Source organism: Novosphingobium sp., assembly GCF_027486195.1.
GTDB lineage: Bacteria > Pseudomonadota > Alphaproteobacteria > Sphingomonadales > Sphingomonadaceae > Novosphingobium.
The window spans coordinates 18049-28306 of sequence record NZ_JAIXPP010000029.1 but is presented as its reverse complement, the minus strand read 5'-3'; the positions used below and the strand labels follow the sequence as shown (position 1 = coordinate 28306).

The 10258-nt window shown below is 63.5% G+C and carries 12 protein-coding genes and 1 tRNA gene; 8 read left to right on the top strand and 5 right to left on the bottom strand.

Annotated elements, in window-relative coordinates; genetic code table 11:
* Both Q0071_RS06175 and rimP read right to left on the bottom strand, forming a co-directional pair.
* Positions 1-654 (bottom strand): transcription termination/antitermination protein NusA (locus Q0071_RS06175; protein ID WP_298166409.1); only part of this gene is annotated, 654 nt, incomplete at its 3' end.
* A 3-nt stretch (positions 655-657) separates the two neighbouring features.
* Entirely contained in the window at positions 658-1218 is a 561-nt protein-coding gene (gene rimP, locus Q0071_RS06170) for a ribosome maturation protein RimP (protein ID WP_298166407.1), read from the bottom strand.
* A 335-nt stretch (positions 1219-1553) separates the two neighbouring features.
* On the opposite strand from rimP, the gene Q0071_RS06165 reads away from it, so the two are divergent.
* The 3 genes from Q0071_RS06165 (at position 1554) to Q0071_RS06155 (ending at position 2802) form a co-directional block, all read left to right on the top strand.
* The gene (locus tag Q0071_RS06165) at positions 1554-1700 is read left to right on the top strand and encodes a hypothetical protein (RefSeq protein ID WP_298166406.1); all 147 of its coding nucleotides are present in this window, start codon (positions 1554-1556) and stop codon (positions 1698-1700) included.
* The gene (locus Q0071_RS06160; RefSeq protein WP_298166403.1) at positions 1697-1918 is read left to right on the top strand and encodes a PspC domain-containing protein; all 222 of its coding nucleotides are present in this window, start codon (positions 1697-1699) and stop codon (positions 1916-1918) included. The genes Q0071_RS06165 and Q0071_RS06160 overlap by 4 nt, the downstream gene beginning before the upstream one ends.
* Positions 1919-2193: 275 nt before the next feature.
* The gene (locus Q0071_RS06155; RefSeq protein ID WP_298166401.1) at positions 2194-2802 is read left to right on the top strand and encodes a hypothetical protein; all 609 of its coding nucleotides are present in this window, start codon (positions 2194-2196) and stop codon (positions 2800-2802) included.
* A 23-nt stretch (positions 2803-2825) separates the two neighbouring features.
* Here the strand turns inward: Q0071_RS06155 and Q0071_RS06150 are convergent, their stop codons facing one another.
* A complete protein-coding gene (locus tag Q0071_RS06150; protein WP_298166399.1) occupies positions 2826-3224 on the bottom strand; it encodes a hypothetical protein in 399 nt (132 codons plus the stop codon).
* Entirely contained in the window at positions 3224-4012 is a 789-nt protein-coding gene (locus Q0071_RS06145; RefSeq protein WP_298166397.1) for a queuosine precursor transporter, read from the bottom strand. The genes Q0071_RS06150 and Q0071_RS06145 overlap by 1 nt, the downstream gene beginning before the upstream one ends.
* 87 nt (positions 4013-4099) lie before the next feature.
* On the opposite strand from Q0071_RS06145, the gene Q0071_RS06140 reads away from it, so the two are divergent.
* The 5 genes from Q0071_RS06140 to Q0071_RS06120 all read left to right on the top strand — a co-directional run bounded on the left by Q0071_RS06140 (position 4100) and on the right by Q0071_RS06120 (position 8656).
* A tRNA-Arg gene (locus Q0071_RS06140) sits at positions 4100-4176 on the top strand.
* Between the two features lie 356 nt (positions 4177-4532).
* Positions 4533-4928, top strand: coding sequence for a PilZ domain-containing protein (locus Q0071_RS06135; RefSeq protein WP_298166395.1), 396 nt, complete (start codon positions 4533-4535; stop codon positions 4926-4928).
* 192 nt (positions 4929-5120) lie between these two features.
* Positions 5121-5762, top strand: coding sequence for a LuxR C-terminal-related transcriptional regulator (locus Q0071_RS06130; protein ID WP_298166393.1), 642 nt, complete (start codon positions 5121-5123; stop codon positions 5760-5762).
* Positions 5755-5982, top strand: a complete 228-nt coding sequence (locus Q0071_RS06125) for a hypothetical protein (protein ID WP_298166391.1) — start codon at positions 5755-5757, stop codon at positions 5980-5982. Before Q0071_RS06130 ends, Q0071_RS06125 begins: the two co-directional genes overlap by 8 nt.
* A gap of 424 nt (positions 5983-6406) precedes the next feature.
* Positions 6407-8656, top strand: coding sequence for a GAF domain-containing protein (locus Q0071_RS06120; protein ID WP_298166389.1), 2250 nt, complete (start codon positions 6407-6409; stop codon positions 8654-8656).
* Here Q0071_RS06120 and Q0071_RS06115 read toward each other — a convergent pair.
* Positions 8646-10253, bottom strand: a complete 1608-nt coding sequence (locus Q0071_RS06115; RefSeq protein ID WP_298166387.1) for a response regulator — start codon at positions 10251-10253, stop codon at positions 8646-8648. The two genes, Q0071_RS06120 and Q0071_RS06115, sit on opposite strands and share 11 nt — an antisense overlap.
* Between the last annotated feature and the right edge of the window lie 5 nt (positions 10254-10258).

The window sequence follows — 10258 nt, the reverse complement described above, 5'->3', positions numbered from 1 at the left end:
TTCCTGCGCGAAGAGCTTCTTCATGAATTCAGGATGCGCGCGGCTCAGGAAGATCTGCGGACCGCGGTTCTGGCGCTCCACCTTCATGATCCAGGCGCGGACGCGCTCGCCCACGCGCGGCACTTCGCGCGGGATCTGCTGGTCGCGGCGGATCACACCCTCGGCGCGGCCGAGGTTGACGATCACGTGGCCGAACTCGACCGACTTGATCACGCCGGTGATCACTTCGCCCGCGCGGTCCTTGAACTCTTCGTACTGGCGATCGCGCTCGGCATCGCGGACCTTCTGGAAGATCACCTGCTTGGCCGACTGCGCATCGATGCGGCCCAGCTCAACGGCGGGCAGCGGATCGACCAGGAAGTCGCCGACCTTCGCGCCGGGCTGGAGCTTGTCAGCTGCCTTAAGATCGATCTGCTTGAAGTAGTCCTCGACCTCTTCGACCACTTCGACGACGCGCCACAGGCGCAAATCGCCGGTGCGCGGATCGAGCTTGGCGCGGATGTCGTTCTCGGCACCATAGCGGTTGCGCGCGGACTTCTGGATCGCTTCTTCCATCGCCTCAATGACGATGGATTTGTCGATCATCTTCTCGGTCGCGACAGAGTTCGCGATCGCGAGCAGCTCGGCGCGGTTGGCGGAAATCGCACTGGCCATGGCTTAGTCTTCCTGTTCCTCAACGATGTCATCCACGCCGCTGGTATCCAGCGGCCGCGATGCGGCGATCAGCTTATCGGTCAGGATAAGCTTGGCATTGGCGACGAGATCGAATGGCACGTTGTATACCACGCCATCGTCCTCGATCGAAATCATCTGTGCAGCGGCATCGAAGCCGGCAAGGTCACCCCGGAAACGCTTGCGGCCCTCGAGCAGCTCGGCAAGCTCGATCCGCGCTTCGTGACCGGTCCAGGCGGCAAAGTCCTTTGCGCGGGTCAACGGGCGATCGATCCCTGGCGAACTGACCTCGAGCCGGTAGGCCTCTTCGATCAGCACATCACCCGCTTCCTCCAGCGCATCGATGCGGTCGGACATGCGGCGCGAAAGCGCGGCGCAGTCGTCGATCACCAGCTGGCCGGTCTCGGGCCGCTCGGCCATGATCTGGAGCGTGTGCTCTTCATCACCGATCTCGCCGCCCTTGAAATAGCGCACGCGCACGAGATCGAAGCCGAGGCTGGCAGCCTCTTCTCCGGCGATCTCGGTAATCCGTGCGATATCGTTCATGCGTGCTCCTGAGGCCCAGCGCAGCAAAGGCATCGGGTCTGGTGCCGGCCCCTTTCGGCGCCAGCCCGGACTTTGCCTTCACAATGTCGGGATGAATTCGCCCTAAGCGCACGTCCCGAAAAAGGCAAGCGCCAAGATTGTGCGACAGGCCGCGCCTGAAAGTCGGTGAAATTTCCCATACTTTGGCACGACGATAAGCAGAACCAGTTAGTCGGGAACCCAGAAACCGAGCATTTCCGCCATTTCTCGCATTTGGCACGGCCTATGCAAAGCTCTTGGCATACGCCGGACAGACTGGACGGCGCCACACTCTGACCAAAGAAGGGAACCACCACATGACCACCATCCGCAACTTCACCGCCCCGATCTTCAGCGCTGCCGCCGCGATCGCCCTCTCCTTCGCTCTCGTCAGCGGCACGGTGACCAGCCCGGTCCAGAGCCCGCTGCACACCGCCACCGTCAGCTCGGTGTACGCAGCATGAGCGACCTGCGCTTCGAGGACCACGCAGTCCGCTCGTCCGCCCCTCGCGGGTTTCACCTCAACAAGCAGCGCGGCAAGATCATGGGCGTCAGCGCCGGGATTGCCGACTACTTCGGGATCGACGTCACGCTGGTGCGCGTCGCCTGGTTGATCGGCACGCTGGTCGGCTTCGGCTCGTTGATCCTGATCTACCTTGCCATCGGCCTGATCGCAGATTGAGCCGCCCCACCAGCATCCCCCCAGCCTCCCCATTTGCACGTCGTGCAAGTGGGGATCGGCTGTTTGATCAGGCCGGGCGTCATGGCCTCCTTCCGCGTAGGCCCTCCAAGCGCGCCGTGGTTACCACTAGGGAAACCTGAAAAGCGTGTGAATTCATGACCTGACAATTTTCATTCGCGCTGATGGTTATCTTGCAGCAGAATTGCTATCCAATATCGGACTCCCGTAGAGTCGAACTTCATGGTTTCGATTGCATCCGCTGGAGGTAACCTCGCATGGCCGTTCAAGATCTGGTCGCTCCCTTTTCTCAGGTCGGTGTCATGGCGGGCTCCGCCAATGCCGCTGCCACGCAGGGCGCTTGCCACAATTTCTCGCTGCAATGGATCGCCGCGATGTATGCCGATTCCACGCCAGCCAATGCGGCCAAGCGGATGACCGCTCTGAGCAAGGGCAAAGGCGGTGCGGCAATGGTCACGCAGACGATCTTCGGCAATGAATGGACCCGCCAAAGCGCAGAGGCCGCCGACAAAGGCGTGGCAGCCTGGCGCGGCCTGCAATTTGTCGAGGATGTCGTCCCATACGAGGGCTATACGCAGGCACAGTTCCTTGATGGCCTCAACACCACCAGCATTGCCGGGGTGATCTACAGCTTCTGGTTTTCAGGCTCGGTGGTGGGCGCTTCGGGAGGGGCGCATACGATCGCCTTCTTCCGCAAGATGAAGACCGGCCGCCTCGGCAAGGCTGACAACCAGATTTACTCTTTCGACCCCAATTTCGGCGAATGCCTCTCGGTCGAAGGTGCGATGGGCAGCTGGATCACCACCTTGCTCGCCAATTATGGCCCGTGCCAACATCACTGGATGCGCGCCTTCTCGAAGCTCTGAACGCGCGCGCCGCAGGTGCTTTCTTACACCGGCGGCGGCACCAGCCCGATCAGGCGCAGCACCACGGCCTGCTCCAGCATCACCACCAGCCAGTATCCGCAATCGATCAGCGCCGTACGGCCCGCGAGCGCCCGCATGCGGTAGGACGCGGCAAGGCTCGGCACCACGAAGCCCAGCCAGATGACCACCGCGCTGCCGATCGTCATCGTCCACACGCTGCCCTTGGGCGGCGCCAGGATCAGTGCGCCCGCCAGAATCGCGCAGAGCCAAGCCTCGGCGAGGAATGCCGTCACCAGCGTCCCTGCCCAACCCGGCCCAAGGATCCGACGCCGATCCACCGCGACCTGATAGAGCGTCCCCAGTACCAACCCCATGATGGTCGCCGCAAGGATCGCCCCGCCATTGAGGACGATGTAGATCATCAGGCGTCTTCGGCGCTCGCAAAGGGCGAGAAGCTGATGTCGGTATCGAACACGTCGACACCTTCGTGCTGCTTGAGGAAGCCGACCACTGCGTAAGTCACCGGCGTCAGCACGATCTCCCAGATCACCTTGAGCGCCCAGTTGGTGAACATCACGTGGATCACGTCCGCCGTCTGCCACGTGCCGAGGAAAGCGATCGGATAAAACAGCGCGCTATCCACCGCCTGCCCGAAGATCGTCGAACCCCAGGTGCGGGTGAACAGGTACTTGCCCCCGGTCCACACCTTCATCCGCGCGAGCACGAAGGAATTGACGAACTCGCCCGCCCAGAACGCCGTGACCGAAGCGATCACGATGCGCCAGGTGCTGCCGAACACCGAATCATAGGTCGTCTGGCACACCGCCCCGGCCGAGGTCTTCGCCACGATCTCGGCAAAGCGCGGATCGCCGCTCGAAGCGCAGCCCCAGCCCTCCGATGGCGGCATGGCCACCACCACGAAGCTCATGAAGGCCATGAACAGCAGCGCGAAGAAGCCCACCCACACGCAGCGCCGTGCGTGGGCATAGCCGTAGACCTCGGTCAGCACGTCGCCCAGCACGTAGGACACCGGGAAGAACAGGATGCCCGCGCCAAACGTGTAGCCGCCCACAGTGGTCAGCTTGGCCGCCCCGATCAGGTTCGACAGCAGCAGGATCGCGACGAACGCGGCCATGAGATAATCGAAGAAACGGAAGTGGCGGCGGGCGCCGGCGCTGCCTTCAATGCGTGCGATGCGGTGCTGGTTCATGGTTTGCGTTGCTATCGTGATTTGCGCGGCAGGCAAAGCGGCCTTATGAGGCACGGCCAGAGGTAACTCTCCAAGGGTCCACAGTGCGCGCCCTTAGCTCAGCTGGATAGAGCACCGGCCTTCTAAGCCGGTGGCCGCAGGTTCGAATCCTGCAGGGCGCGCCACCCCCCTCTCGCCATCGCGGCACTTTTTTCGGCAAACTCGGCCTAATTGGTTACCCGCATTCCAAACACGCGTTAACACCTCGCCCGTACCTCTCCTGCAACGATGGAGAGAACGCCATGCCGACAGAACGCTCCGGTCATTGCACCGAATATCGCCACCACGATGCGTATATGCGCGCACTTCATCCAGCGTGATTACCCAGGCATCTGGCCGGATTCATTCGCCGAATACATGAACTTGCCGGCGGGATTGAGCCGACATCCAGATAATCCGCTCCGTCTCTGACCCTCGCCCGCCAGAAACCAAGCCAGCATCATCCGTCCACACCAAGCGCAAAAGCCCGATGGAGCCAGCCGTGAAGCACCAGAGTCCGCCTCAACATCCGCGCGACAACCGCGAACGCCGGCTGCTGAAGGGGCACATGCAGACCGACCGCTTGCCGGGCTTCGAGATCGTCATCCGCAACATCTCGGCGCGCGGACTGTGCGCGACATGCAAGGGCCTGCCGCCCCTCGTCGGCGAGTTCGCCGAGATCCAGTTGCCCGACAACCGCACGGTCATGGCCAATGTGCGCTGGACAAACGACCAGATCTTCGGCGTCGAGTTCGAGGAAGCGATCAATCTTGCGGTCATGATGGATACCCTGCAGCGGCTACGTGATCTTGCTGATCGCAACGCGAGCTGGGAAGTGAAGTCGAAGCACCGCGTCAGCGATCACCGCCCCGACGTGGCGCTGCTGCGCCGCCTCTGAAGCCGTCCCGGCCGCCGGGCAGAAATCCCTTGGCAGATCAGAACACTGCATTTTCCACCAAAATGATTATTTCCCTCTCCTTGGCAGCAATTGAGCCAAACTCGCTGCCGCAATGGCACCGTTATCGATGGTGACTCCCGGCAAAGCCAAGTAGGCAACCCTTACTAGTGAACTTCTGCACGGGTCAGGGAAATGAACGATAGAACAGTAGTTTATGTCATTGAAGACAGCGTTCATCTGCGGGCCGAGATCTCGCATAATCTGGGCTCGCTGGGCATTCGCAGCATTGTCTTCAACGATGTTGGTGAGCTCCCCGCGAAAATCGATCGCCCCGTCATTTTCCTGTTCCGGCACGAGTCTTCGTGCCGCACGCTGATCGATAAGTACCGGGCCGACCGCGCGCCGGTTTCGGCCAAGGTCGAGTTCTCGTGCAATGCCGGTTTCGAGAAGGCCGTTGCCGCCATCCGCGAAGGCGCTTCGGATTTTGTGGTCTGGCCATCGGAGCCCGGCCTGCTCGACCGCGCCATTCGCCGCGCCGAGGACGATCTGCGCCGCAGCCAGCCCGCCAAGGTCATGGGTGGCCGCGCCAAGGAAAAGGTCGCCATGCTCACCTCCCGCGAACGCCAGGTTCTGGGCAAAGTCATCGATGGCTGCACCACTGAACGGATCGCCGCCAAGCTTTCGATCAGCCCTCGTACGGTCGACATCCATCGCCGCAACGTTCTCTCAAAGCTCAACGTGCGCAACACCGCGCAGGCCATCGTGATCGCGCTGAGTTCGGGCGAATTCCAGCCTGCGAGCGAAGAGTTCGCCATAAACCCGGCCTATGCTTGATCGCCTTCCGGGCGCAGTGGCGCGCGGGGTGAGCGTCTTGGTATGCCGCACTCTCGATCGCCACGCGCCCGATGCGGTGATCAGGACGAACGGCTTGTTCCTCTACGGCCGGTGCCGCTTCTGCAGCAAGGTAATCACCCGCAGCGGCACAATCGCCTGGCGCACGGCACCTGCTGTCGATGAGGCCTACCTCGCTGAAATGAGGAACGTTTCCCGGTAACCCCTTCGGGTCGCACAGAGCAACCTGCCGAAGGATTCGCGCGCAACCGTCCCCAAGTGTTGCGCGCCAAGAACAGAAGAGCGACGCCCGGCCATGCACCATGTCCGAGCGCAATGCCTCCGTCACTGACCTGACAGCGGGCGCAACCCTTGCCGGACGTTGCCCGTGATGATCGCATCCGTTGCGAGCGGGCGATCGCGTCATACGGTCACGACCTCGGAGCCGGGAGGGGCGAGTTCCCCGTCCTTCCCGGCCCTGCACTCGCAACCGGGTTAACACATATCAGAGGTTTGCGGTTCAAACCTGAGACGCGTAGTCTGGTTATGCAGATCGCCATGTCGGGGGGCAAGGCACCTGAACCGGGTTAACCGGTCCACAATAGCAAGCGCCGTTCGTATAGGCGCCATAAGGGGGCGTGGGGACAATGGCTGAAAGGCGCATCGATGCGCGGGTTTGGCCGCCCGCAGCAGCAGCACTGGCAGCGGTTCTGGTGATCGCCGAGCTGCGGGCGACCGTCAGTTTTCCGGCCCTGGCCTTGATCGCACTCGCTTTCGTCGCGCTCGTCTGGGGTGTCGTCCATCTGCTGGTGGTGCGCACGCAGCTGCTCGGCCAGCTCGATGTCGCCCGCATTGCCGCCAATGCGATCGACCAGATCATCTGGATCGAGGCCTATCCTTCCGGCGAGACCGCCTTTGCCACGGCCACATATGAACAGGTCTGGGGGCAAGATGCCCTCACCCTGTTCCAGGCCGCCGAGTCGCGGCTCGACGCCGTCCATGCCGCAGATCGCCAGCGCGTGCGGCGCGAGATCCGGGCCGGGCAGGCCGGGCTCGAAACCTTCCGAACCGAGTTCCGCATGAAGACCGCCTCGGGCGAAGAGCGCGTCATGCACGTCAAGTTCTACCCGCACGAACTCAAGGGCAAGCGCACCGGCTATTGGATCGGCTTTGCCACCGATGTCACCGAAGAGCGCCGCACCCACGCCAGCATGATGCGCAATCGCCGTGCGCTCAGGGCCCTCGCGCTGGTGAATGCCGCGATCTCGCGCGCGCAATCGCGCTCCGAACTGCACAAGCTGGTCTGCCAGAGCCTCATCGACGGCGAAGGCTATGCCGCAGCGTGGATCGGGCTCCGGGAAATCGGTCCGGTCGACAAGATCCGGGTCACCGCGCATGCCACGAGCCACGCGGACTACATCACCGCGCTGGATATCCGCCCCAATGATCCGGTGCTCGGCCAGGGCCCCACGGCCAGAGCAATGCGCGAGGGCGAGGTGTCCGTCTCCCTTTCCGTGGCGGAAGATCCCGAACTGGCGCCCTGGCGCGAGGCAGCGCTCAGCCGGGGCTTTCAGGCGATCGCCGCCTTCCCGCTGATGCACGACAGGCGCGCGTTCGGCACGCTCACGCTCTATTCCGACGAGCCGGGCGCGTTTGCCGATGACGAGATCCGGATTCTCGAGGAAATGAGCGTCAGCCTCGCGCAGGGGCTCGTGATGATCGAGGCCAAGAACGAGTTGCTGAACAGCCGCAAGATGGAGCTGATCGGCCAGATCTCCGGTGAGCTTTCCCACGATTTCAACAACATTCTCGGCATTATTGCGACCCACGCGGAAATCGGCGGACGCGAAGCTGAAAGCGACGCCGCGCGCGACCGCTTTGGCCTGATCGCCCAGGCGGCGCTGCGCGGTGTCGATATCACGCGCTCGCTGCTGGGCATCGCGCGCCACCCGCGCGGCATCCCCGAAGTGGCCGACGTCAACAGCCTGACCTTGCGCCTCATCGCGCTGATCCGCGCCGCAGTCGGCCCCGGTATCGATGTGCAGGTGCAGCTTTGGGACATGCCGCTGCCGGTCGAGATCGATCCCGCCGGCTTCAACAATGCGCTGGTGAACCTTGCCATCAATGCCCGCGATGCAATGGGCGAGCATGGCGTGCTCACCTTGCGCACTTGGCTCAGCGACGCCCCCGATGGCTGCCCCAGCCGCGAAGGCCTGCCTGCCGGCCTGCGCACCGCGCCGCTGGTCATCGTCGAAGTTGCCGACACCGGCACCGGCATGACCGAGGATGTGCGCGAACGTGCATTCGAGCCGTTCTTCTCTACCAAAGGCCCCAACAAGGGCACCGGGCTCGGCCTTGCGGCGGTGCTCGGCTTTGCCGTCCATCATGGCGGCACCGCCCGCGTGCTCAACAGCAACTCCGAAGGCACCACCGTCCAGATCGTGCTGCCGGCGCGAACCGGCGCAGTGATTGCCGGAAGCCGCCCGCCACCGGTTGCGCTGCCCGCGCCGAAGCCCGCCAAGCTGCGCGTGCTGATCGTGGACAACGAGCCCGATCTCCTCAGCGGCATGGTCGAAACGCTCAGCCTTGCCGGCCACCTGCCGACCGGCTTCACCACCTCGCATCAGGCGCTGGAGGCCCTTTCACGCCAGAAGTTCGACGTGCTGATCTGCGATCTGCTGCTCGATAATGGCGAAGACGGCACCGTGCTTGCCCGGCAGGCCGCGCTGGGTGATCCGGGCATGCGCGTGATCGTCATGTCGGGCAATGCCGCGCGGCATGCCGAATCCAATCTTGCCTGGCCGCTGCTCGAAAAGCCCTTCTCGGTCGATACGCTGATCGGCCAGTTACAAAACAGGCAGATCGCACCAAAGGCGGACCTGACGCCTAGGCTGTAGCGCTATCCGCGAGCTTCGCGTGGGCCGCCGACAGCGCATGCGACAGCAGGCTGAGATCAAGCGGCTTGCGCAGCATGCTCCAGTGCGGCTGCAGCAGGCTTTCGTCGGGCAGATAGCCGCTCATCAGAATGATCCCGATGCGCGGATGCCGCGCCTCCACTTCATGGGCAAGTTCGACTCCGCTGCGCTCGGGCATCACCACGTCAGTCAGCAGGATATCGAAATCGCCGTTCGCAAGCGCCTCGACCGCCTCCGCCGCATTGCAAGCGGGAGTGGCGCTATAGCCGTCCATGCGCAGGATCTCGACCACGGCGTCAAGCGCGTGGACTTCGTCCTCGACGACCAGCACCCGCAAGGTCCGCGCCGTCCGCTGTCTCGCGATACCGGGCATGGGCGCGCTGAGCGGCTCCGCCTCGTCGGTATCTCGGCTGATCGGCAAGTAGATGCAGATGTCGGTTCCCGTCTCCGGCAGCGCCGTGATCCTGGCATCTCCACCGATCGAACGCGCCCAGGTCCGGACCGAGCGCAGCGGAAAATCCGCGCCATCGGGCCGCGCCAGCACCTGCGGATCGAGCATGAGCCGCACGGCTTCCTCGTCGATCCCCGGGCCATCATGGATCACCTTGATCACGATCCAGTCTTCGCCCGGCATGTCCGCTTCGTCAGTCGGCCCCCTATCCGAACGATAGGTCGAAATCGTGATCGAGCCGCCATCGGGCATCGCGCCGCGCGCATGGACGATCACGTTGGTCAGCATGGTGATGAGTTCGGTGCGCCCGACGCGGACTGCCGCCTGCGCCGCGCTGCCGATGAAATCGAGCGAGAAATCGGCCGGCAGCGCAGCGGCAAGGAAGGCAAGGTTCGATCGGATCGTCTGGTCGACCGGAAGCGGCGCCGCTTCCACGTCGCGGTGGCCGGTCAGACGCTCCAGCGAGAGCACGAGATCGCCCACATGCCGTGTCGCCGCCTCGATCGCGGCCCTGCCCGCCTCGGCACTGCCGCCTGACCGCGCGAGGTTCGCCACATTGAGCCGGATAATCGAGAGATAGTTGGCGAGGTCATGGACGATGTAGCGCCCGAGACGCTGCGTGCGGTCAAGCAGTTCCAGCGCCTCGGACTGCGCATTGGCCAGATCGATCGCCGCCTGCCGCGCCTCTGCCAGCAGGGCACGCTGCATGCCGATCAGCGTCAGCGCCGGAACCGAGGCATCGATCTGCGAGAAATCCGAGATATGCAGCCCCTGCCCTTCGATGATGAAATCCTCGGGCACGATATTGAGCGCGAGCAGATAGCCGCCGTCCTCGGTCGAGAACACGATACCCGCAAGGCGGATGTTCTTGCGCTTGCAGAAAAGCTCGAACCGCTCCGGCGTATTCGCCATCGCCGGGATCGCGACATCGAGCGGCGGCGCGTGCTCGTCGTCGCGGTCATGCCGCAGAGAAAACAGCTCCGCGATCTGCGCGCCGGGGATCACGGCGGTATCGCGGTTGTGATAGAACGGGCCAAGGCCCCGCACGACGAGTGCCGCGTCCACCTTGATGTAGGCGCGGAACAGAGCCTCCAGCTGCGACTCCCGGATCGTGACAACCGGCTTCATCGCTG

Bases quoted from the DNA above. Each gene is read 5' to 3' on its own strand.
- Q0071_RS06115 (WP_298166387.1), bottom strand. From the start codon at position 10,253: ATGAAGCCGGTTGTCACGATCCGGGAGTCGCAGCTGGAGGCTCTGTTC.
- Q0071_RS06165 (WP_298166406.1), top strand. From the start codon at position 1,554: ATGACCACCATCCGCAACTTCACCGCCCCGATCTTCAGCGCTGCCGCC.
- Q0071_RS06150 (WP_298166399.1), bottom strand. From the start codon at position 3,224: ATGATCTACATCGTCCTCAATGGCGGGGCGATCCTTGCGGCGACCATC.
- Q0071_RS06160 (WP_298166403.1), top strand. From the start codon at position 1,697: ATGAGCGACCTGCGCTTCGAGGACCACGCAGTCCGCTCGTCCGCCCCT.
- Q0071_RS06155 (WP_298166401.1), top strand. From the start codon at position 2,194: ATGGCCGTTCAAGATCTGGTCGCTCCCTTTTCTCAGGTCGGTGTCATG.
- rimP (WP_298166407.1), bottom strand. From the start codon at position 1,218: ATGAACGATATCGCACGGATTACCGAGATCGCCGGAGAAGAGGCTGCC.
- Q0071_RS06125 (WP_298166391.1), top strand. From the start codon at position 5,755: ATGCTTGATCGCCTTCCGGGCGCAGTGGCGCGCGGGGTGAGCGTCTTG.
- Q0071_RS06145 (WP_298166397.1), bottom strand. From the start codon at position 4,012: ATGAACCAGCACCGCATCGCACGCATTGAAGGCAGCGCCGGCGCCCGC.
- Q0071_RS06130 (WP_298166393.1), top strand. From the start codon at position 5,121: ATGAACGATAGAACAGTAGTTTATGTCATTGAAGACAGCGTTCATCTG.
- Q0071_RS06120 (WP_298166389.1), top strand. From the start codon at position 6,407: ATGGCTGAAAGGCGCATCGATGCGCGGGTTTGGCCGCCCGCAGCAGCA.